The 21,111-nt window shown below is 57.1% G+C and carries 21 protein-coding genes; 14 read left to right on the top strand and 7 right to left on the bottom strand.

The genetic code is table 11. The features are described 5' to 3' along the window. Positions 1–212: 212 nt before the first annotated feature. Together RMR21_RS07345 and RMR21_RS07340 are read left to right on the top strand one after the other, a co-directional pair. A complete protein-coding gene (locus tag RMR21_RS07345; protein ID WP_498669997.1) occupies positions 213–1,892 on the top strand; it encodes an NAD+ synthase in 1,680 nt (559 codons plus the stop codon). A 13-nt stretch (positions 1,893–1,905) separates the two neighbouring features. Then, positions 1,906–2,733, top strand: a complete 828-nt coding sequence (locus tag RMR21_RS07340; protein WP_498670104.1) for a TolB family protein — start codon at positions 1,906–1,908, stop codon at positions 2,731–2,733. A gap of 76 nt (positions 2,734–2,809) precedes the next feature. On the opposite strand, the gene RMR21_RS07335 is transcribed toward RMR21_RS07340, so the two are convergent. Further along, a complete protein-coding gene (locus tag RMR21_RS07335; RefSeq protein WP_174153176.1) occupies positions 2,810–2,977 on the bottom strand; it encodes a Thivi_2564 family membrane protein in 168 nt (55 codons plus the stop codon). Between the two features lie 130 nt (positions 2,978–3,107). Here RMR21_RS07335 and RMR21_RS07330 point away from each other — a divergent pair, with 130 nt between their 5' ends. Further along, positions 3,108–3,530, top strand: a complete 423-nt coding sequence (locus RMR21_RS07330; protein ID WP_498669996.1) for an OsmC family protein — start codon at positions 3,108–3,110, stop codon at positions 3,528–3,530. Here RMR21_RS07330 and RMR21_RS07325 read toward each other — a convergent pair whose 3' ends face one another. Genes RMR21_RS07325 through RMR21_RS07315 form a run of 3 tightly spaced genes read right to left on the bottom strand, consistent with a single transcriptional unit; the run spans position 3,531 to position 6,673 of the window. Next, the gene (locus RMR21_RS07325; protein WP_498669995.1) at positions 3,531–4,022 is read right to left on the bottom strand and encodes a peptide deformylase; all 492 of its coding nucleotides are present in this window, start codon (positions 4,020–4,022) and stop codon (positions 3,531–3,533) included. A gap of 12 nt (positions 4,023–4,034) precedes the next feature. After that, positions 4,035–4,367: a hypothetical protein gene (locus tag RMR21_RS07320; RefSeq protein ID WP_498669994.1), complete on the bottom strand. Its 333-nt coding sequence runs from the start codon at positions 4,365–4,367 to the stop codon at positions 4,035–4,037. Continuing rightward, positions 4,367–6,673 carry an FdhF/YdeP family oxidoreductase gene (locus RMR21_RS07315; protein ID WP_498669993.1) on the bottom strand — a complete coding sequence of 769 codons (2,307 nt, stop codon included), beginning with the start codon at positions 6,671–6,673 and terminating at the stop codon, positions 4,367–4,369. Before RMR21_RS07315 ends, RMR21_RS07320 begins: the two co-directional genes overlap by 1 nt. A 368-nt stretch (positions 6,674–7,041) precedes the next feature. On the opposite strand from RMR21_RS07315, the gene mgtE reads away from it, so the two are divergent. Next, positions 7,042–8,412, top strand: a complete 1,371-nt coding sequence (gene mgtE / locus RMR21_RS07310) for a magnesium transporter (RefSeq protein ID WP_498670103.1) — start codon at positions 7,042–7,044, stop codon at positions 8,410–8,412. Positions 8,413–8,573: 161 nt separating this feature from the next. Continuing rightward, complete coding sequence (locus RMR21_RS07305; protein ID WP_174153181.1) at positions 8,574–8,960, top strand: MerR family transcriptional regulator; 387 nt, start codon at positions 8,574–8,576, stop codon at positions 8,958–8,960. Positions 8,961–8,968: 8 nt separating this feature from the next. Here RMR21_RS07305 and RMR21_RS07300 read toward each other — a convergent pair whose 3' ends face one another. Both RMR21_RS07300 and RMR21_RS07295 read right to left on the bottom strand, forming a co-directional pair. After that, positions 8,969–9,937 carry a heparan-alpha-glucosaminide N-acetyltransferase gene (locus RMR21_RS07300; RefSeq protein WP_498669992.1) on the bottom strand — a complete coding sequence of 323 codons (969 nt, stop codon included), beginning with the start codon at positions 9,935–9,937 and terminating at the stop codon, positions 8,969–8,971. 68 nt (positions 9,938–10,005) lie between these two features. After that, positions 10,006–10,692 (bottom strand): DUF599 domain-containing protein, encoded by a 687-nt coding sequence (locus RMR21_RS07295; protein ID WP_498669991.1) that lies wholly within the window; start codon positions 10,690–10,692, stop codon positions 10,006–10,008. A gap of 522 nt (positions 10,693–11,214) precedes the next feature. On the opposite strand from RMR21_RS07295, the gene cobU reads away from it, so the two are divergent. After that, the gene (gene cobU / locus RMR21_RS07290) at positions 11,215–11,739 is read left to right on the top strand and encodes a bifunctional adenosylcobinamide kinase/adenosylcobinamide-phosphate guanylyltransferase (RefSeq protein WP_498669990.1); all 525 of its coding nucleotides are present in this window, start codon (positions 11,215–11,217) and stop codon (positions 11,737–11,739) included. A gap of 112 nt (positions 11,740–11,851) precedes the next feature. Further along, positions 11,852–12,529: a hypothetical protein gene (locus RMR21_RS07285; RefSeq protein ID WP_498669989.1), complete on the top strand. Its 678-nt coding sequence runs from the start codon at positions 11,852–11,854 to the stop codon at positions 12,527–12,529. Between the two features lie 45 nt (positions 12,530–12,574). Here the strand turns inward: RMR21_RS07285 and RMR21_RS07280 are convergent, their stop codons facing one another. Next, positions 12,575–13,822 (bottom strand): membrane dipeptidase, encoded by a 1,248-nt coding sequence (locus RMR21_RS07280; protein ID WP_498669988.1) that lies wholly within the window; start codon positions 13,820–13,822, stop codon positions 12,575–12,577. A 304-nt stretch (positions 13,823–14,126) separates the two neighbouring features. Between RMR21_RS07280 and gnd the strand changes: the two genes are divergently transcribed. The 7 genes from gnd (at position 14,127) to RMR21_RS07245 (ending at position 21,051) form a co-directional block, all read left to right on the top strand. Beyond that, a complete protein-coding gene (gene gnd / locus RMR21_RS07275; RefSeq protein WP_498669987.1) occupies positions 14,127–15,563 on the top strand; it encodes an NADP-dependent phosphogluconate dehydrogenase in 1,437 nt (478 codons plus the stop codon). 128 nt (positions 15,564–15,691) lie between these two features. After that, entirely contained in the window at positions 15,692–16,009 is a 318-nt protein-coding gene (locus tag RMR21_RS07270) for an FtsB family cell division protein (RefSeq protein ID WP_045230427.1), read from the top strand. 152 nt (positions 16,010–16,161) lie between these two features. Further along, positions 16,162–17,208, top strand: coding sequence for a pyruvate dehydrogenase (acetyl-transferring) E1 component subunit alpha (pdhA, locus tag RMR21_RS07265; RefSeq protein ID WP_498669985.1), 1,047 nt, complete (start codon positions 16,162–16,164; stop codon positions 17,206–17,208). Between the two features lie 18 nt (positions 17,209–17,226). Further along, on the top strand, positions 17,227–18,648 hold the full coding sequence (locus tag RMR21_RS07260) for a pyruvate dehydrogenase complex E1 component subunit beta (protein WP_498669984.1): 1,422 nt from the start codon (positions 17,227–17,229) through the stop codon (positions 18,646–18,648). Between the two features lie 11 nt (positions 18,649–18,659). Next, the gene (locus RMR21_RS07255) at positions 18,660–18,947 is read left to right on the top strand and encodes a hypothetical protein (protein WP_498669983.1); all 288 of its coding nucleotides are present in this window, start codon (positions 18,660–18,662) and stop codon (positions 18,945–18,947) included. A gap of 2 nt (positions 18,948–18,949) precedes the next feature. After that, positions 18,950–20,344: a pyruvate dehydrogenase complex dihydrolipoamide acetyltransferase gene (locus RMR21_RS07250; RefSeq protein WP_498669982.1), complete on the top strand. Its 1,395-nt coding sequence runs from the start codon at positions 18,950–18,952 to the stop codon at positions 20,342–20,344. A 62-nt stretch (positions 20,345–20,406) separates the two neighbouring features. Further along, on the top strand, positions 20,407–21,051 hold the full coding sequence (locus RMR21_RS07245; RefSeq protein WP_498669981.1) for an SGNH/GDSL hydrolase family protein: 645 nt from the start codon (positions 20,407–20,409) through the stop codon (positions 21,049–21,051). Positions 21,052–21,111 lie beyond the last annotated feature (60 nt).

The following is a 21,111-nucleotide window of genomic DNA, read 5'->3' as shown; positions in this document are numbered from 1 at the left end:
GGGGTCTCCGGCTAAGCTCGGAACGGCAGGGAAATGAAGAGTTCCGGCGCCTTTGACGAGATAAACCCGGGCACGGGCGATTTCAAATGAATTCGATTGCGGTTTCATGGCAGATCGCGACGATGACACGGTTCGGGACGGGATGTATGGTATTGCGAGAGAGTCCACCGGCCTGCGTTGCGCGATCCGGTAAGCCACGTTAAGTGAGAAGCATGAGCCAGATACACACAACTCCCAACGTCTTGAGAATTGCCGTCGGGCAGTTCAATCCCACTGTCGGCGATGTCTCGGGCAACCTTGCCCTGGCGCGCCAAGCGCGTGCCGATGCAGCCTCCCAAGGCGCCGATTTGCTGCTTCTCAGCGAGTTGTTCATTTCCGGTTATCCGCCGGAGGATCTGGTTCTCAAGCCCGCATTTCTGCATGCCTGCCTTAAGGCGGTCGAAGAGCTCGCGATAGAGACTGCCGATGGCGGGCCGGGCGTCATCATCGGTTTTCCCCGGCAGGGTGAGACCGGGCGTCACAACGCGGTGGCGCTGCTCGACGGCGGCAAAATCGTTGCGTTGCGCGACAAGGTTGATTTGCCGAACTATGGCGAATTCGATGAAAAGCGCGTTTTTTCCGAAGGCTCGATTTCCGGCCCCTATAATTTCCGGGGTGTGCGGATCGGTATAGCCATCTGTGAGGAAATCTGGAACGATCTGGGTGTGTGCGAGACTTTGGCCGAAAGCGGCGCTGAAATTCTATTGGTGCCGAATGGCTCCCCCTATTATCGCGGCAAGGTGGATGTCCGCCATCAGGTGGCATTGCGCCAGGTTATCGAAAGCGGACTGCCGCTCGTCTTCGCCAATCAGGTCGGCGGGCAGGACGAGCTTGTGTTCGATGGCGCAAGCTTTGCATTCAACGCAGACAAGACACTGGCTTTTCAGATGAGCCAGTTCGAAGCCACGCTTGCCGTCACGGATTGGAAGCGCACCGACAAAGGCTGGCATTGCGGCGAAGGACCGTTTTCGCAAATACCAGAAGGCGAAGAGGCTGATTACCGCGCCTGCATGCTGGGCTTCCGCGACTACGTCAACAAGAACGGCTTCAAAAGTGTGGTGCTGGGCCTTTCGGGCGGGATCGACTCGGCCATCTGTGCTGCAATTGCTGTGGATGCGCTGGGTGAGGAGCGGGTGCGCTGCATCATGCTGCCCTATCGCTACACGTCCGAGGACTCGTTCAAGGATGCTGCGGATTGTGCCAAGGCCCTTGGGTGCCGCTACGATATCGTGCCGATCGCCGATCCCGTCGATGGCTTCCTATCGTCGCTTGCCGAACTGTTCGAAGGCACGGAGGAGGGTATCACCGAGGAAAACCTGCAAAGCCGCGCGCGTGGCACCATCCTCATGGCCGTCTCCAACAAGTTCGGCTCCATGGTCGTGACGACGGGCAACAAGTCCGAGATGTCGGTGGGTTACGCCACGCTGTACGGCGACATGAACGGTGGCTTCAATCCGATCAAAGACCTCTACAAGATGCAGGTTTACGCAATCTCCGCCTGGCGAAACAGCCACGTGCCGCCGACGGCGCTTGGGCCATCCGGTAACGTCATTCCGGCCAACATCATCTCCAAGGCGCCATCGGCCGAGTTGCGCCCGAACCAGACCGATCAGGATTCGCTGCCGCCGTATCCGGTGCTGGATGATATTCTGGAATGCCTCGTGGAGTTGGAGATGTCGGTGGACGATATCGTCGCCCGCGGCCATGACATCGCCACCGTGCATCGTATCGAGCATCTGCTATATCTGGCCGAGTACAAACGCCGCCAATCCGCACCCGGTGTGAAGATCACAAAAAAGAACTTCGGCCGTGACCGCCGCTATCCGATCACCAACCGCTTCAGGGATCGGTAGTCCGATGGACAAACTGCGCAGTTCCGTTGAAATCTTCAACATTCGGACCCTTGAGAACCGGGTTGTCTGGCAGACGCCGGAGCTGTTTGAGGCGCCGAACTGGTCGCCGGATGGGACGTATCTTCTGCTGAACAGCGAGGGTTTGCTGTATCGTCTGTCACTGGATGGTGATGCGACTGTTGAAAAGGTCGATACCGGCTTTGCGAGCGCGTGCAACAATGACCATGGCATTTCGCCGGATGGCGCGTTCTATGCCGTTTCCGACAAGGTGGAATTCGGCAAAAGCGCCATCTATCTCATGCCATCTGCAGGCGGAACGCCGAAGCTGATGACCCGTAACCTGCCATCCTACTGGCATGGATGGGCGCCTGATGGCAAAAGTTTCGCCTATTGCGGCATTCGTGATGAGGTTTTCGATATTTATTCGATGGATATCGAAAGCGGCATCGAGACGCGTCTGACCCATGGCGAGGGGCGCAACGACGGGCCGGATTACTCAGCAGATGGGCAATGGATTTATTTCAATTCCAGCCGAACGGGTCGCATGCAGATTTGGCGGGTCCGGGTGGATGGTGGCGATGTCGAGCGCATCACCGACAGCGAATTTGGCGACTGGTTTCCTCATCCGTCACCCCGTGGTGATAAAGTGGTGTTCATTTCCTATGATGGCAGCGTCTTCGACCATCCGCGTGATCTCGATGTGCGTGTGCGATTGATGGATATGGATGGGGGCAGTGTGGAAACATTGTTTGAGCTGTTTGGCGGGCAGGGGACAATGAATTCGCCCAACTGGTCACCGGATGGTGATGAGTTCGCCTATGTCCGTTACATCCCGGCTTAAAAAGATAGCCTCAAACAAAAAGCCCGACCCAGATTTTACTCGGGGGTCGGGCTCGTAACATCTTAAATCGCCTCGATTAAAAGACTGCGAGATACTTCAACATCGAGATAATACCGATGATGATGACGATAACCTGTGCGATCTGCTTTGCGCTACCGCCGATTGGCAGGCGGTTGATCAGCCACAGAATGAGTACGATGACCAGAAATGTGATCAGAATGCTAACGAGTGTCCCTGTAACCATGTGTCCCAGCTCCTATTTTCCGTAAATCCGTAACGGTCGATCACCGTTCCGTGAGTAAAAGTCTTGGCGCGGATTTTGGTTCCATTGTGCAAAATGTAATTTCTGAAAATTCGAATGTAGGGACATTGGGTTGAGTGAGATCAGAGTGAAGACGCGGCAGACAGGAGCGATTGCCACTTTGGGGCGGAATGGGCATCCGCAGATCGAGACGCCCACTGGCGGGGCTCTTTCTGTCGTCACTGCGGCATCCGATCCCGGTTTCAATCCTCTTGATCTTCTTTATTCCTCGCTTGCTGCGTGTCTGGTGCTCAGCGCGCGCATCGCAGCGAGCCATATGGGTGTTCTGGACCGTTTCAAGAGCGTGGAGGCGCGTGTAACGGGTGAGAAGTCTGATGGCCAGCCGGCGCGGATCACGCATTTTCATATGAGCCTTAAGATCAGTGGCGATTTCGATGACGAAACGAAACAGGCGATAGCCCATGAGGCGGAGGCTATCTGCACCGTCAGCAACACGCTGCGCGGTCAGGCCGCTTTCGATCTTTCTGTCGAATGATTAGGCGCGCGATTTTTCCCATTTGCGGATAAGGCGGTCGCGCTTGAGTTTTGACAGACGCTTCAGCCAGAACATTCCGTTCAACTGATCGACTTCATGCTGAATGCAGATCGCGTGGAAGCCTTCAGCTTGCTCTTCGTGCGACTGCCCAGAGACGTCCTGAAAGCTGAGTTTGACGCTGGATGGGCGCTCGACCTCTTCCGTGACACCGGGCATGGAAACACTGCCTTCCACGTGCCGGATGGTCCCTTCAGATGTCTCCACAATCTCTGGATTGACATATGTCCGCACGTCGCCCGGTTTCAGTTCCAGCACGAAAACGCGTTGTGTCTGGCCGATATGAGCGGCGGTTATGCCGACACCGGGCGCTGCGCGCATCGTCTCCAGCAAGTCTTCTGCAAGCTGGGACAATTCGGGTCCGAAATCTGCCACAGGCTCGCAATGGAATGAAAGCGCCGGGTGCGGATAGGTCACGATAGAACGAATTGGCATTGGACGTTCCATTTATTCCATTTGGCTGAGCGAGGGTTTCAGCAGCACGTTCGAAGCAGATTGTGCCAGCATGGAGGCCTCTTCCGTCAATTCCACCCATGTTCGCTGCGTGCGCGCATCGCGTTTGGTGATGGTCATCAGGCGGCCTGAAAGCACGTTGATTTCTCGCAAGACCAGTGCATGGGCAATGCCGAGCTTGTTGGCGAGGCTGCGGCTATCGCTGCCAATGCCCAGATGAACCGCTGCAACAAGTGCGGCCCCGGTCGCGTCCAGCGCAACCGGGGCCGTTTCACTGATCTGTTCCACCACAACAAAAAAGCGCTCGGCGGATTGGTCTTCGCTCATCAGGCAGCAGCTGCTTCTATGCGCATGCGAACCGAAACCAGAACGGATTTCGATGTTGGTGTGAAGCTGCCTTCGCCGTAGCTATGCAGCGGCACCAGAACGTTGAGTTCCGGGTAATAGCCGCCGACGCTGCCTTCTGGAATATTGTAGGGCACGAGGCGGAAATTCTCGGCGATGCGCTCGACGCCGTCCCCATATTCGCCGATGACATCCACGCGCTGCTTGGCATGTGCGCCCAGCTTCTCCATGTCTTTCGGGTTCATGAAGATGACCTGACGCTCGCCATAGACACCGCGATAACGGTCGTCCATGCCGTAGATCGTTGTGTTGTACTGGTCGTGGCTTCGGAAGGTCTGTAGAACAAAAATTCCATTTTTGGAAAGCGCTTCCTGATGGTCGGTCTTTTCCGGCAGCGGTCCGGTGAAGAAAGTGGCTTTCTTGGCAGGCGTGTTCCATTCACGTTCCGCGGCTGCGTTGCGCAGGTGGAAGCCGCGTGGGACGCGGACGCGCGCGTTGAAATCCTGGAACCCGGGAAGAACGCGCGAAATCATGTCGCGGATCAGGTCGTAGTCGTCGGCGAGTTTCGCCCACTCAACTTTTTCATTTCCAAGCGTGGCTTGCGCGATACCAGCGATGATGGCGACTTCGGAGCGCAGTTGCGGTGACGCCGGTTCGTTGATGCCGCCAGAGCCATGCACCATGCTCATGGAATCTTCCACGGTCACGATCTGCGATTTGCCTTGCGAGTTGCGGTCGATTTCGGTGCGACCGAGACATGGCAGGATGAAGGATGTCTCACCGGGCACCAGATGCGAATGATTGAGCTTGGTGGCGATGTTGACCGTCAGCTTCTGCTTTTCGAACGCCTTGATGATGAGCGGGCTGTCCGGCGTGGCGCGCAGAAAGTTGCCGCCGAGCGCGATAAATGCCTGTGCCTTGCCGTCCAGCATCGCGCTGATGGCTTCGACCGTGTTGTGACCACGATTGCGCGGCATTGGAACGCCGAGTTCTTTTTCCAGCGCATCGAGCAAAGCAGGCGGCGCCTTCTCGTCGATACCGACGGTGCGGTCGCCCTGAACGTTGGAGTGACCGCGCACGGGGCAAAGGCCAGCGCCGGGGCGGCCGATATTGCCGCGCAGCAGCATGAAATTGGTGATTTCGCGGATGGTGATGACGGAGTGCTTGTGCTGGGTGATGCCCATCGCCCAGGTAGCGATCACGGACTTCGACGCCATGTAGATGCCAGCGGCTTCCTCGATCTGATCACGTGTCAAACCAGACTGGTCGAGAATGCTGTCCCAGCTTGTCGCATCGACGGCTGCGCGATACGCTTCGAATTCCACCGCGTGTTTGCTCAGGAAGTCGTGATCGATCACACTGGGTCTGCCAGCGGCGCGGGCGGCATCATCGGCAGCAAACACAGCTTTGCTCATGCCGCGCACAGCGGCCATATCGCCACCCTGGCGGGGTTGATAATAGTTTGTGGCAATCTTGGTGTTGCCGCCGGTGATCATCTCCAGCTTGTCCTGAGGATCGGTAAAGCGCTCCAGGCCCTTTTCACGGATCGGGTTTAAGACGACGATGCGGGCGCCACGGATGGCGGCGCGACGCAGGTCACCCAGCATGCGCGGATGATTTGTGCCGGGGTTCTGACCGATGACAAAAATCGCATCAGCCTTCTCGAAATCCTCCAGCAGTACTGTGCCCTTGCCAACTCCAACGGAGGCCTTCAGGCCAACGCCGCTCGCCTCGTGGCACATATTGGAACAGTCTGGAAAATTGTTGGTGCCATAGAGCCGCACCATCAACTGGTAGATGAAGGCCGCTTCGTTGGAAGCGCGCCCGGACGTGTAGAACTCGGCACGATCCGGACTGTCTAGGCTTTTCAGAATGCCGCCGATGGCAGTAAAGGCTTCGTTCCAGGATACGGGCAGATATCTGTCTGTCGCACGGTCGTAGCGCAGCGGGTCCGTGAGGCGGCCCTGCTTTTCCAGACTGTAATCCGACCATGTGCGAAGCTCAGACACCGTATGGCTGGCAAAAAAGTCCGGCGGAACGCGCGCTTCTGTGGCTTCCCATGCGACGGCCTTGACGCCGTTTTCGCAGAACTCAAAGGATGATCCGTGTTCAGGGTCGCCCCAGGCGCAGCCGGGACAATCGAAACCGTCGGGTTGGTTGGCTTTCAACAGGGTTCGCGCGCCAGAAATCGGTGCGCCCGATTCAAGCAGGCGTTTTCCCACGCTTTTGAGTGCGCCCCAGCCGCCTGCAGCTGAAGAGGCTTTGCCGATGAAATCCATCTTGCCCATTTCAAGGTCTCTTTCTGATTTGTTTTTCCGCCCGCCTCAGGTGCCAACCCGTGCGATTGTGGACGCGGTGTTTGGTGTCAGATTCCCGTATAACGACCATATGTCAACTCGTAACTGCCGGTCTTCGTCAATCGCGCGATCAATTCGCTGAGACTGTTTCGCAACCGTTAATGCAGAGCGGTCGGGCTGCGATGGATTGCACATGGAAATGCAACGGTTTTTCTCCTATCCTGTTGTTGACATTGTGCTTTTAAAAGCCATTCTCCTGCGCTTTGGCGAAGCAGGCAGTTTACCGGATAAAGGGGCGCAATTTGACGCAAGCGGACGACCATCATTCCGTGCCGGAAGACGCCAAGAGACCCGAGATCATGGCGGATATCTATTCCGACGATGGCTCGATTCGGTCCGATTTTCTCACGATGGTGGGTGCCGCGATTGCGGATCGGGATGTGCTGTTCTTAAGGCAGAATGTCGCCCGGCTGCACGAATCCGAACTGGGTGACCTGCTCGAATCCATTCAGTCGGAACAGCGCCACGCGATGGTGCGCCTGCTGGGTTCTGATTTCGATATGACGGCGCTGACCGAGGTGGACGAGGCGATCCGTCTCGACATCGTGGAGCAGATGCCGAACGACCAGATCGCCGCCGGTATCGGCGAGATGGATTCGGACGATGCCGTCTACATTCTCGAAGACATGGACCGCGAAGACCGCGAGGACATTCTCGCGCAGATGCCATTTACAGAACGGGTGCGGCTGCTACGTGCGCTGGACTACCCGGAAAGCTCGGCCGGTCGTCGTATGCAGACGGAGTTCGTGGCCGTTCCACCCTTCTGGACGGTCGGGCAGACCATCGACTACATGCGCGAAGAGGAAGAACTGCCGGAATCCTTTTCGCAAATCTTCGTCGTCGATCCCACCTTCAAACTCGTCGGTGCGATGGATCTCGACCGCCTGCTGCGCTCCAAGCGCCAGGTGAGGGTCGAATCGATCATGCATGAAACCAACCACCCCATTGCCGCTGAAATGGACCAGGAAGAGGCCGCACAACTCTTCGAGCAATACGACCTTTTGTCGGCGGCTGTGGTGGACGACAACGGCCGCCTCGTCGGTGTTCTCACCATCGATGACGTGGTGGACGTCATGCAGGAAGAAGCGGAGGAGGACTTGCTGCGCCTCGGCGGCGTGGGCGACGAGGAACTTTCCGATTCCATCGCGGTGACATCACGTTCACGCGTGCCGTGGCTTGCGGTCAACCTCATCACAGCCTTCATGGCCGCATCCGTCATCGGACTATTCGATGCGACCATCGAGCAGATCGTGGCGCTCGCCGTTCTCATGCCGATTGTCGCGGGAATGGGCGGCAATGCCGGTTCGCAGACCATGACCGTATCGGTTCGAGCGCTTGCGACGAAGAACCTCGATATTCACAACGCGGCCCGCATTATCCGGCGTGAGGCGGGTGTGGGTCTATTGAACGGAGCCCTGTTCGGTTGCGCCATCGGCATCATCGCCGGACTGTGGTTCAACGACGTCAATCTGGGTGGCATCATCGCAACCGCCATGCTGATCAATATGTTTGCCGCAGCGATTGCCGGCATTATCATTCCGCTGCTGTTGGACAAGTTCGGTGCTGACCCGGCGGTGTCGTCTGCCGTCTTCGTGACCGCTGTCACCGACATCGTCGGCTTCTTCTCCTTTCTCGGTCTTGCGACCTGGTGGTTCGGCATTTCAGGCTGACGGTTGAAAATTGACTTTTACGTGAAGGTCAATCATAGTGACGTCCATGAGAGATTTATGAGGCCCGTCGCGTCTCGTCATTCTATCTTGTTGTTTGAGCAACGGATATTCCGAAAGCAGTCTGTCATTTTCGGTCCTGTGCTCCAGAATCGGATGAAGCTTTGAACAAGTATTACAGCATTACGGAACTGACGCGTGAATTCGGGGTCTCTACCCGCACCCTTCGTTTTTATGAAGACGAAGGCTTGATTCACCCCGAACGCCGTGGACGCACACGGCTGTTTCGTATGGCGGACCGCAGGCTGATCCAGGAAATCTTACGCGGTCGCCGCATCGGATTCACCATCGCTGAAATCCGCGAAATCATACAGGTTTACAAAGAGCCGCCTGGTGAATCTGGACAGTTGGAGCTTCTGATGAAGAAGGTCGATGAAAAGCGCGCCGACTTGCGCCAGAAGCGCAAGGACATCGAGGAAACGCTGATTGAACTCGACAATGTCGAGGAGGCCTGCCTGACCCGTCTCGCCGAAATCGGCGTCGGCACCTGATCAGACGATCACTGAGTTTCCTTGGAACATTGCGCGGCGATTTCGCCGATCCTTGACTGCTGTTCGGGTACAAGGCTGTTGGCCATCATCGTATCGAACAGGTTTTCCGCTTGAAGTGTCTCCAGCGTACAGCCGCAAAACCGCTGGCACAGTTCCAGTCCGTTTTGTTGTTGCACACAGCTACTCTCGCAACTCTTCTTGTAGGCCTCGACCTGATCGACCGGCGGTGGCGGTATGATGAGCGAAGCAATATAAACGATGCCAATCAAGATCGGCTGGTGAAGTAGGTAGAAGATCAGACTGTTGCGACCAAAAAATGCAATGACGTTGCGTTTGCCGCTGTCTTTTCTGAAGCGATCCAGCCATCCTCGCGGTGTGACGATCTTGGACACTGCCAGTCCCAACAGAAGGGGGGCCAGAAACGGCAAGAGCGGCACATAGTCATTGGACCGGGGAGGCATCGTGGATAGCCCGATCCACGACAACCAGATCGGGTTGAAAGCGTCTGAACTCAGGTAAATCGGCGCGAGAAATGCGGCGACCGCCACCAACGCCGTGATCGCGACGGGAAGCCGCAGAAACAGGAGCCCGATGAGGCTGGCGGCGGCAATATTATGGAGGATGCCAAAGAAGATCCATCCATCCGGCAGCGCAAAAAAGGTTGCGACCGAGATCAGAAGCGCTGCACCGGCGACCATCGCGAAACGCTTGCCGAACGATGACCAGTTGATGCCGCGCTGATGGGCAAGATAAAGACCGAAGCCAGCCAAAAACAGAAAAGAACTAGCGATTGCGCGGGCGTAGAGACGCCACCAGCCCTGCGTCGGGGTGGCGGCGTCGATGTAGCCGAACATCCCCAGATCCCAGGTGAAATGATAGCTTGCCATCGCAATCAGCGCGAACCCGCGCACGGTGTCCAGGATGCCTATACGACCGCCCGGTTTTGGTGCCGCTGCTGTTGCCGGGGCGTCATTCATGCATCCGTTCCTTTATCGGGCTTTGCCAGCGCTTCGCCTTTAAACTGAGGCGATTTCAAGGCGGGTATTTATCTGTCGTCGATGATCGCGAGCCGGGCTTCCGAAAAAAATTGCCGCCGCAACAACGCAACGATGATGATGACCGTGCTGGCCATGAAGACATAGGCGTTGATGAACCAGCCGAGATAGCCAATCGACAGGAAGATGGTGCGCAGACCGTCGTTGAAGTTCTTGGCTGCAATGACATTCATGCGGATCACGTTTTCGGCCGCATGTTCTGCGGCCTTCCTGTCGGCATTGGCCTCATGCATCATCGGCATCGCACCGAACAGGATGGTGCAGTAGTTGAACAGTCGATACGACCAGCCGAACTTGAAGAAGGCGTAGCCGAAGAGGGTTGTCAGCCCGATGACCTTCATCTCGAACGCCGTTCGTCCGCCGTAATAGACGAAGGGCATGTCGCGAAAAACCGATTCGACCCGTTCCGTTGCCCCCAGAAGGGCAAAGCAGCCACCAATGGCAAAGATCGACGTTGAGGCGAAGAAGGCTGTTCCGTTCTGGAGCCCAGCCATGATCTGCGTGTCGATCATCTTTAGATCGCGCGTCAGCGAATTATAGATCCACTTTCTGCGTCGATCGGCCATCGCCTGATTGAGGCTCGTGCGGGGAAATGGCGACCGGGCGGTCGTAAGGTATGTATAGAGATACCAGAGAACCACGAAGATCGTCAGTGCGATGTAATCGATAGTCGTCATGTCGTGCTTGTCCGTCCATTCACGCCGTCGTCCCGCTCTTATATCTCTAGGTTTCGGCTGCAACGCAATTGCGACATGAATATTGTGCCGACTTTGTTTTCGAGAGGCGCGCTAACGATCCGGTAAGGTTATACCGCTAAGACGGATTGTGTGGCGCCGGATTGGGTTTTGCGTACCGGTTGCCTTACGTTCGCTCCTCGTGTTTCGGAGCTCAAGACCGCGTCTGCAGCTTCTGCAACGCGGTTTTTGCGTCTTGAAAATTGACAGGAAGCCGTTTTCTCCCTAGTTTGATATCAGCGATCCGGTGTTGTCGTGTTTTATCTATTTGTCGATATGTCCGCACGGTGCGGGCAGGGACATTCCGGATAAAGACGATACTGTGCCGGTGATGCATGATCGACCGGGAGAACGCCTCCATATCTACGAATCGTTCTCTTTTCATGCTTTTCGCCCCTCAGCGTGCGGTTCTGTCCGCGCTGGCGTCCGGATCGCTTTACCTCTTCCCAATTTCCTAGGTTTTGAATGACAGAGGCGTCCCGTTCCATCCTGGTCCTCGGCGGTGCCCGCTCGGGCAAATCCGCTTTTGCCGAAGATCTGGTGCTGTCGCTCGAAGGGTGCGCGCATTACATCGCCACAGGCCGTGCCTGGGACGAGGAAATGAAAGCGCGGATCGCGCAGCATCGCAGCGATCGCGGCGACGGGTGGATCACCCATGAAGAGCCGTTACGACTGGTCGAGACGCTGAAAAGGCTCGACACCGCCCCCAATACCATTCTCGTCGATTGCCTGACGCTGTGGGTGACGAACCTGATGATGGAGGAGGGCACCGATATGGGCGCGACCTTCGACGCGCTGGTGCACCATGCGGCGGTAGCCCGCGCGACCATCGTCTTCGTCTCCAACGAGGTCGGGCTCGGGATCGTGCCAGAGAATCGCATGGCGCGTGAATTTCGCGATCATGCCGGACGCCTGCATCAGAAGATCGCAGCCGTCGCGGCAAGCGTCTACTTCGTGGCCGCAGGATTACCCCTTAAGATGAAAGGGTGAAATCCCGCATTCCGTGCCGCGCCTTCTCCCTTAAATTCGCCACACAAGTTGCGCGTTCTGGCATCGTCAGGAACGCTTGGCATCAACGACAATAACCCGGAGCGAGAAGCACATGTCATCCTTGGTTATCAAGTCACTCGCCTGCAGCATTTTTCTGGTGGTCGCAGGCCCGTCATTTGCCACCGACATGGCTTGGCCCGACACCCCGGTCCAGCGTCTCGCGGCACTGGCGGTGGTGCAGGATTTGAACATTAAGCTGCTCAGCCACGACAGCGCCACCTTGACGCTCGAGCGCTGGTGCGAGGATCATCGGCTTGCCGATCCGGCAAAAATTTCCGCGACAAGGCTGAAGGACACCAAGGAGCCGCCCGAGACTGTGCGCAAGCAATTGAACGTCACAGCGGCAGACAAGCTCGGCTACCGCCATGTCCTGCTCAAATGCGGCACGCTGGTGCTATCGGAGGCCGACAACTGGTATGTGCCCGCCCGTTTGACGCGAGAGATGAACCAGACGCTGGACACGACCGATACACCTTTTGGAAAGGTCGTGGCACCGCTTCAGTTCCAGCGTCATACCATCTCGTCGCAATTGCTGTGGCAACCTTTGCCGGAAAACTGGGCTGTGGGAGGAGCAATTCCGGCCTCAACGGGTAAGATCATCGATATTCCCGAAACCCTCATCAGCAACCAGGCGCTGTTGAGCAAGCCAGATGGCACGCCGATCAGCTTCGTCGTTGAGAATTACAAGAGCAGCCTCTTGCAGTTTGCCCCGCCCGTTTTCCCGCAATGATCCTGGCACCTGGTGAAACCATACGGTTGGTCTTTTTCGCTCTGCCTAAGATCCAACGGTAGCTTTGATCTCGTGTTTTGCTCCATCCCAGACACGCAGGAAATTGCCGCTATAGACCTTGCAGATCCGCTCCTCCGGCCAGCCGGCGTCCAGCATGGCGCGGGTAAAGTTGCGCAGATCGGCACCCGTGCGCAAACCGATCGGGATGCTGCTGATGCCGCCGTCGAAATCGCTTCCGAAAGACAGGTGGTTCCAGGGATCTTCGGTTATGTCCATGCTGGCGATGAGCTGTGCCAGCCTGTCGTAATAACGCACGACATAGGCAAGGTCGGCGTCCCGGTCAGGGCGGCCGTCAGGCAGGCGTGCATCCTTGAGGTAAAAGGGCGAGAGGATGATGCTGATCGTGCCTCCAGTTTCGACAATAGCCCGTATCGCGTCGTCGGGAAACGTCCGTGCCAGATGTTTCGACCGGGAGGCCTTGTCCGTCGCGCTGATGCTGCGTGCAGCCCCATGCGAAGCGAGCAGCGGCACGCCGCGTGCCTTGCACAGGCCTGCAATATCGACGATCGCTTTGCTGCAGCTATGGGACACGTCGATCATCAGCCCCAGATCGATGCAGCGCTCTACGAAGCGCACTCCGAAAGCGGAAAGGCCGCCACCCCGAACCCGGCGCCAGGGGTTCATCGGCTGAAAGCCCGCCTCACAGATATCCGTATGGCTGAAATGGTTGAGGGTTATGTAGGCCGCCCCTTCTGCCGCGATCTGGGCAAGCCTTGAAAGCCGCTGGGCTTCGGTACGGCGACCGGAAGCTCCAAGTATGTGAGCGCCTTCGACCGACAGGATGGCGCTGGCAACACCATCGTCCCGCGCTTGTCTCACCTCGTCGGGCGTTGTTGTGATCCGCATCGCCCCTTTGCTCTCGGCGGCGATGTGCCGGACATAGCGACTATGATCGAGCCAGTTCTTCCAAGGGTCGAGGAAAGGGGAGGAAATGAGGTTTTCCCAAAGAGCATGAGCGCTGAAGCAAGCGCCGCCATAGCCGCCCTTGAGGAAGTCGGGACCGCTGACATGCTCGCAATGCGGACTGTTATTTCCTTTGGGTGTCGTCTTCTTGATGACCTTGATGGAAAAGGGCTCGTGGGCTGTTTTCCAGTCGCCTTTCCAGAAGTCATAGCCGCCGACGCGGGTGAAGTAGAGCGTGTCGAGATGGGTGTCAATCGGATACGCCTTGAGATGGACTGCGTCCAAAAGGTCGTTATCAATCACGGAGAGACCCGCACTTTGAATGATCATCGCTGCCCCTGAAGAAAAAATGTATGAAATCTAAAACGCAATCGTACAGCAAGAAGCCCCCCCAGAATTATGAAGGCAATAATCGTACCAGTCGCCCTTGTTCACAGGCGAACCCGCGCCCGCCTCGCTGCATCCAGCAGCGGACGGCACGGCCTTCGACACTCCGCTCGAGCCTTACCTGGCGCGTTTGTGCAAAGCAGACATGCGGCCGCGAATTTCACTTTTTTTCCATGGCTGTCGCCTTGCCGTTTGAGAGCTGGAGTGCCAAAACAAGCGCCATGAAATGCAAAATGGAGGCATATCCGTGGAACAGGCAGAAATCGGTTTGATCGGTCTTGGCGTAATGGGGTCGAACCTGGCGCTCAACATCGCAGAAAAAGGTAACAAAATTGCCGTTTTCAACCGAACACCGGAAGTCACGAAGAAATTTTACGCCGATGCTGGCGAATTGCAGGGACAGATCATCCCTTGCGAAACCATCGAAGACTTCATCGCCGCCATTCGCCCACCCCGCCCGATCATCATCATGATCAAGGCTGGCGATCCGGTCGATCAACAGATGGAACTCCTCAAGCCCCATCTCGAAAACGGCGACATCATGATCGATGCTGGCAACGCCAATTTCCGCGATACGATCCGCCGTTTCGACACTCTCAAGGACAGCGGCCTGACCTTCATCGGCATGGGTGTGTCGGGCGGCGAAGAAGGTGCGCGTCACGGTCCATCCATCATGGTCGGCGGCACGGAAGACAGCTGGAAGCGCGTCGAGAAGGTCCTGACCTCCATCTCCGCGAAATACGACAATGACCCATGCGTGGCGTGGCTCGGAAACGATGGCGCAGGCCACTTCGTCAAGACGATCCACAACGGCATCGAATATGCCGACATGCAGATGATCGCTGAGATCTACGGCATTCTGCGCGATGGCCTGAAGCTGAGCGCCACGGAAATTGCCGACGTTTTCGGTACGTGGAACAAGGGGCGCCTGAACTCCTATCTCATCGAGATCACGGAAAAAGTCCTGCGCGCCGCAGACCCTATTACCGGAAAACCGATGGTCGATCTCATTCTCGACAAGGCTGGCCAGAAGGGTACCGGCAAGTGGTCGGTCATCGAAGCGCAAAATATGGGTGTTGCCGCGACCGCCATCGAAGCTGCGGTTGCCGCACGCATTCTGTCGTCGCAGAAGTCGGAGCGCGAATCGGCTGAAAGCATTCTGGGTCTGCCGAAGGCGTTGCCCGCACCGACCGACAGGCAAGCCTTTATCGATGATCTCGAAAACGCACTGTTGGCAGCAAAGATCGGTGCTTACGCGCAGGGCTTTGCCGTGATGGCGGCGGCATCGAAGGAATTCGGCTGGGATCTGCCGATGCCGACCATCGCGCGCATCTGGCGCGACGGTTGCATCATTCGTTCGCAGTTCCTGGATGAGATCACCTCTGCCTTCACCAAGGATCCGCATGTTGCCAATCTGATCGTTACACCGGCATTCTCGCAGATGGTGAAGGATACGGATGCACCGCTACGCCATGTGGTTTCGTATGCCGTTCTGTCCGGTCTGCCGGTTCCCGCGCTGGCGTCGGCATTGGGGTATTTCGATGCCTACCGTCGTGCGCGTGGCAGCGCCAATCTCATTCAGGCGCAGCGTGACTTCTTCGGCGCACATGGTTTCGAGCGCACCGATGGGGTCGACAAGCCGCATGGCCCGTGGGGCAGTGGTCTGGATATTTTCTCGAAGTAATATCAAAAAGCCCGCTTCGCGCGGGCTTTTTTTATGGCCATGGTGCCAAGGCCGTTAAGGTCAACGGATGGTTAAACAAATGCGGTTAGGGTGATTCCCAGTAGCGCGTTTGAAGGCTGTTTCAGAGTATGTGGACCAAGCATCACAAGAAAAGACGTTTTGGACGTCTGGTCGTTCCGGCCATCACGGTCGCCTTTTTGTCCTATTTCGGGTATCATTCCATCCATGGCGATTTCGGTCTCGAAGCTGCAGAACGCCTGGAGCATCAGCGTGTTGCCCGCACAGCGGAGCTTGCGAAGCTGACAAAAACACGCGTTTCGCTGGAGCGGCAGGTCGAATTGATGAGCGATGGCTCGCTGGAGCGGGACATGATCGATGAAATCTCGCGTTACCAGTTGAATATGTCGCGCGCGGACGAAATCGTGATCATGAACGCATATTTCTGATTAACTTAATTCAGGTTAATCGACTTTTTTAATTTATTCACAGCAACTTAGCCAGAATATGAGCCATGCGTTTATAGCATTGCTGCTTTTCCTTTTCTTGCATATGGTGCCTCCCAATCCAACCATTCTAATGGCAACTCAGGGAGGGATGAATGGCGCCGCGAAAAACTGCGACCGTATCCGGCCGCAAGACTACGGCAAAGACCGCCACCAAGGAATTTACCGGCAAGAATACGCCGGACTTTGGTAAAGACGAAGAGTTGCACGCCTATCGTGAAATGCTTCTCATCCGCCGATTCGAAGAAAAGGCCGGCCAGCTTTATGGTATGGGCTTCATCGGCGGTTTCTGTCATCTCTACATCGGGCAGGAAGCTGTCGTTGTCGGCATGAACATGTCGCAGAAGGAAGGCGATCAGGTCATCACCGCTTATCGTGACCACGGCCACATGCTGGCTGCGGGCATGAGTGCGCGTGGCGTCATGGCCGAATTGACCGGCCGTAGCGGCGGCTTGTCCAAGGGCAAGGGCGGCTCCATGCACATGTTCTCGAAAGAGAAGCATTTCTATGGTGGCCACGGCATCGTCGGTGCGCAGGTTTCGCTTGGAACCGGTCTTGCCTTTGCAAATAAGTATCGCGGTAATGACAGCGTCTCCGTCGCTTACTTCGGTGACGGCGCGGCCAACCAGGGTCAGGTCTATGAGAGCTTCAACATGGCTGCTCTGTGGAAACTCCCGATTATCTATATCGTCGAAAACAACCATTACGCCATGGGGACGTCCAGCGCCCGCGCAACGGCGCAATCGAACTACTCGCTGCGCGGCGTCGGTTTCGGCATTCCTGGTGTGCAGGTCGATGGCATGGATGTTCGCGCCGTCAAGGCTGCTGCGGACGAAGCGCTTGAGCACTGCCGGTCCGGCAAGGGGCCGATCATTCTGGAAATGCTGACCTATCGTTATCGTGGTCATTCCATGTCTGACCCGGCGAAATACCGTTCCAAAGATGAAGTGCAGAAAATGCGCGCGGAACATGACCCAATCGAGCAGGTCAAGGCACGACTCCTTCAACAGGGTTGGGCCTCTGAGGACGAACTGAAGGCTATCGACAAGGATGTCCGTGACATCGTGGCCGACAGCGCCGAGTTCGCTCAGAACGATCCTGAGCCGGATGTTTCCGAGCTCTACACCGACATTCTGCTCTGATTTGGGAAGGGAGATATCATGCCTATAGAAATTCTCATGCCCGCCCTTTCTCCAACCATGGAGGAAGGTACGCTTTCCAAATGGCTGAAGAAAGAGGGCGACAAGGTTGCCTCCGGCGACGCGATTGCCGAAATCGAAACCGACAAGGCGACGATGGAAGTCGAAGCCGTCGAGGAAGGGACCATCGGCAAGCTGCTGATCGAGGCCGGTACCGAAGGCGTCAAGGTCAATACTGCCATTGCTATCCTGCTTCAGGACGGTGAGAGCGCTGACGCCATGTCGGCTGCTCCGAAGAAAGAAGAGCCAAAGGCTGAAGCGACAAATTCTGATTCGGACGCTGCTGGTGGCAAAAGCCGCGAAGCTTCGGAAGAGCCTTCTGCGAAGAAGGAGGCAGCCAAGGTTCCTGCAGCACCGAAGATTGACGTCGCGGCTGACCCTGATGTGCCGGAAGGTACGGAAATGGTCATGACAACCGTTCGCGAAGCGCTTCGTGATGCGATGGCAGAGGAAATGCGCTCCGACGAAAACGTCTTCGTCATGGGCGAAGAGGTGGCCGAATATCAAGGCGCTTACAAGATCACGCAGGGGTTGTTGCAGGAGTTTGGCGACAAGCGTGTTATCGATACGCCGATTACCGAACATGGCTTTGCCGGTATCGGCGTCGGCGCGGCGATGACGGGTCTGCGTCCGATCGTTGAATTCATGACGTTCAATTTCGCCATGCAGGCCATCGACCAGATCGTCAACTCTGCCGCAAAGACGCTCTACATGTCTGGCGGACAGATGGGCGCTCCGATGGTCTTCCGTGGTCCTTCAGGTGCCGCTGCTCGCGTTGGCGCGCAGCACTCGCAGTGTTATGCCGCATGGTACAGCCATATTCCGGGCCTCAAGGTCATCATGCCTTATACCGCCGCTGATGCCAAAGGTCTGCTGAAGGCAGCGATCCGCGATCCGAACCCGATTGTCTTCCTGGAAAACGAAATCCTGTACGGTCAGAGTTTCGAAGTGCCAAAGATGGACGATTTCGTTCTGCCGATCGGCAAGGCGCGCATTCATCGCAAGGGCAAGGATGTCACCATCGTGTCCTTCGGCATCGGCATGACCTACGCCATCAAGGCGATTGCCGAGCTTGAAAAGGACGGCATCGATGTCGAGTTGATCGACCTCCGTACGATCCGCCCGATGGATCTTCCGACGGTGATCGAATCCGTCAAGAAGACAGGCCGTCTGGTCACCGTCGAGGAAGGCTTCCCGCAGTCATCGGTCGGTGACTTCATCTCCAACCAGGTCATGCGCGCCGCGTTCGATTATCTCGACGCGCCGATCCTGACAATTGCCGGCAAGGACGTGCCCATGCCTTACGCCGCCAACCTGGAAAAGCTCGCTCTTCCGAACGTGGATGACGTCATTCAGGCTGTCAAAGCCGTCTGCTACAAGTGAAGGAGGAGAGTGTGAGTAAAATCAAACAGATCCTCCCTGCGACGGAAAACTGGCACCGCGTTCTGGGGTCCAAGGATACGCCGCAATTCGAGCGCGTCATCTTCTGGGCCGTCGTAAACGATGGTGAAGGCGATGTCGTCGTCGGTGTTCCGCGTGAGAACATCGGCGTTATCGGCGCTGTCAGTGAATGGCTTAACGACGTTGCGGGATATATCGAGATCGATCCATCGCAACTGAGCCGTTTTACGGAACATCCCGAAGAGTTGGAACAATATAATCTCGTTTGGGGGGAGGGCTAGTCATGCCTATCAACATCACAATGCCTGCCCTGTCTCCGACGATGGAAGAGGGCAATCTGGCCAAGTGGCTGGTCAAGGAAGGCGACAAGGTTGCGCCCGGCGACGTGATTGCCGAGATCGAAACCGATAAGGCGACCATGGAAGTGGAAGCCGTGGATGAGGGCACCGTTGCCAAGCTCCTGGTTCCTGCTGGCACCGAAGCGGTCAAGGTCAATGCCGTGATCGCCATCCTGGCCGGTGAAGGCGAAGACGTGGCCGAAGCTGCCAAGGGCGGCGATGCCGCGCCAGCCAAAACCGAGGCAAAATCTGAAGCCAAAGCCGAGGCTCCCAAGCAGGAAGCCAAGGCTGAAGCGCCGAAGTCGGAGGCGGCTCCAGCCAAGGCTGAAAAGCCGGTTGCCGATCAGGCGGCAGCGCCATCCACACCAGCATCGGTCTCGAAAAGCGGCGAACGTATCTTCGCTTCGCCTCTGGCCCGTCGCCTGGCGAAGGATGCCGGTCTTGATCTGTCTGCTGTTTCCGGCTCCGGCCCGCACGGCCGTATCGTGAAGACAGACGTGGAAAAAGCCGCCGCTTCCGGTGGTGCGAAGGCAGCTCCTGCTGCGGCTCAGTCTTCCGCTGGTGCGTCTGCTTCGGCAATGGCCAAGGGACCATCAGACGAAAACGTGCTCAAGCTGTTTGCGGAAGGCTCCTACGAGCTTCTACCGCATGACGGCATGCGCAAGACGATCGCTTCGCGCCTCACCGAGTCGACGCAGACCGTTCCGTCCTATACGGTTTCGATGGAATGCGAACTCGATGCGATGATGAAGCTGCGTGCCGAGATCAACGCCTCCGCACCGGTGAAGAAGACGGAAAAGGGCGAGGTTCCGGCCTTCAAGCTCTCCGTCAACGACTTCATCATCAAGGCGATGGCGCTGGCTCTGCGCGATGTTCCGATGGCGAATGCCTCATGGACCTCCACGGCCCGCGTTCTGCACAATCATGCAGATGTCGGCGTTGCGGTCTCGATCCCCGATGGCCTGATCACGCCCATCGTGCGCAAGGCCGAGGAAAAGTCCCTGTCCGTCATCTCCAACGAGGTGAAGGATTTGGCCAAGCGCGCCCGTGACAAGAAGCTGAAGCCGGACGAATACCAGGGCGGCACCACATCGGTGTCCAACCTCGGCATGTTCGGCGTCTCATCCTTCACGTCGATCGTCAATCTGCCGCAGGCGTCCATCGTCTCGATTGGAGCAGGCGTCGAGAAGCCGGTCGTTCGCGGCGGCAAGATCGAAGTGGGTACGGTCATGACCGCCACCTTTGCCTTCGACCATCGCGTCATCGATGGCGCGCTCGGCGCGGAACTCGCTTCCGCCTTCAAGCGCTACATCGAAAGCCCGATGTCGATGCTGGTCTGAGACAAGCTGAGCCGGAAGCCGCATGACGGCTTTCGGCTCGCTCCACCGAGGAGTCGGACGTGATGAAAACCGTGCTTTGCTATGGGGATAGCCTGACGTGGGGATATGACGCCGAAAATCTCGGGCGTCATGCCTATGAGGATCGCTGGCCGAGCGTCTTGCAAAAGGCGCTGGGCCAAGAGGTCAACGTCATTGCTGAAGGCCTGAACGGGCGCACGACCGCTTATGACGATCATCTGGCAGATTGCGACCGCAATGGCGCAACTCTGTTGCCAACGCTTCTGCACAGCCATGCGCCGATTGATCTGGTCATCATCATGCTTGGCACGAACGATCTCAAGCGCGGCATCGGCCCCGGCAATGCCGTCGGTGCGGTGAAGGGAGTGGAGCGTCTGGTCAGCCTCGTTCGCAAGCATGCCTGGTCCTTCGAGGATCACGACGAGCCAGAAATCCTGATCGTGTCCGCGCCGCATATCTGCGAGACGGGCAACGAGATATTCGCGGCCATGTTCATCGATGCGGTCGGACAATCGCAGATGATGGGCTCACTCTATCGCGATCTGGCGGATGACAAGGGGTGTGGATTTTTCGATGCGGCATCCGTCGCCGTTACCACGCCCGTGGATGGTGTGCATCTGGATGCGGAAAACACACGTGCGATCGGTCGCGGGCTGGAGCCTGTGGTGCGCATGATGCTGGGACTTTGAAGATACTCGATTGACGCAGCGGCGCAAAGTCGCCGTCAGAAGTTAAAGGCAGGAAATAGA

This window comes from Agrobacterium sp. rho-8.1, assembly GCF_033957725.1.
Taxonomy (GTDB): Bacteria; Pseudomonadota; Alphaproteobacteria; order Rhizobiales; family Rhizobiaceae; genus Agrobacterium.
This window is presented reverse-complemented; position numbering and strand designations above follow the sequence as displayed.

What these genes read in the sequence shown, in the direction of transcription:
- RMR21_RS07345 (WP_498669997.1), top strand. Translation starts at nt 213, where the DNA reads ATGAGCCAGATACACACAACTCCCAACGTCTTGAGAATTGCCGTCGGG.
- RMR21_RS07335 (WP_174153176.1), bottom strand. Translation starts at nt 2,977, where the DNA reads ATGGTTACAGGGACACTCGTTAGCATTCTGATCACATTTCTGGTCATC.
- RMR21_RS07325 (WP_498669995.1), bottom strand. Translation starts at nt 4,022, where the DNA reads ATGCCAATTCGTTCTATCGTGACCTATCCGCACCCGGCGCTTTCATTC.
- RMR21_RS07320 (WP_498669994.1), bottom strand. Translation starts at nt 4,367, where the DNA reads ATGAGCGAAGACCAATCCGCCGAGCGCTTTTTTGTTGTGGTGGAACAG.
- RMR21_RS07315 (WP_498669993.1), bottom strand. Translation starts at nt 6,673, where the DNA reads ATGGGCAAGATGGATTTCATCGGCAAAGCCTCTTCAGCTGCAGGCGGC.
- mgtE (WP_498670103.1), top strand. Translation starts at nt 7,042, where the DNA reads ATGGCGGATATCTATTCCGACGATGGCTCGATTCGGTCCGATTTTCTC.
- RMR21_RS07300 (WP_498669992.1), bottom strand. Translation starts at nt 9,937, where the DNA reads ATGAATGACGCCCCGGCAACAGCAGCGGCACCAAAACCGGGCGGTCGT.
- RMR21_RS07295 (WP_498669991.1), bottom strand. Translation starts at nt 10,692, where the DNA reads ATGACGACTATCGATTACATCGCACTGACGATCTTCGTGGTTCTCTGG.
- cobU (WP_498669990.1), top strand. Translation starts at nt 11,215, where the DNA reads ATGACAGAGGCGTCCCGTTCCATCCTGGTCCTCGGCGGTGCCCGCTCG.
- RMR21_RS07285 (WP_498669989.1), top strand. Translation starts at nt 11,852, where the DNA reads ATGTCATCCTTGGTTATCAAGTCACTCGCCTGCAGCATTTTTCTGGTG.
- RMR21_RS07280 (WP_498669988.1), bottom strand. Translation starts at nt 13,822, where the DNA reads ATGATCATTCAAAGTGCGGGTCTCTCCGTGATTGATAACGACCTTTTG.
- RMR21_RS07270 (WP_045230427.1), top strand. Translation starts at nt 15,692, where the DNA reads ATGTGGACCAAGCATCACAAGAAAAGACGTTTTGGACGTCTGGTCGTT.
- pdhA (WP_498669985.1), top strand. Translation starts at nt 16,162, where the DNA reads ATGGCGCCGCGAAAAACTGCGACCGTATCCGGCCGCAAGACTACGGCA.
- RMR21_RS07260 (WP_498669984.1), top strand. Translation starts at nt 17,227, where the DNA reads ATGCCTATAGAAATTCTCATGCCCGCCCTTTCTCCAACCATGGAGGAA.
- RMR21_RS07250 (WP_498669982.1), top strand. Translation starts at nt 18,950, where the DNA reads ATGCCTATCAACATCACAATGCCTGCCCTGTCTCCGACGATGGAAGAG.
- RMR21_RS07245 (WP_498669981.1), top strand. Translation starts at nt 20,407, where the DNA reads ATGAAAACCGTGCTTTGCTATGGGGATAGCCTGACGTGGGGATATGAC.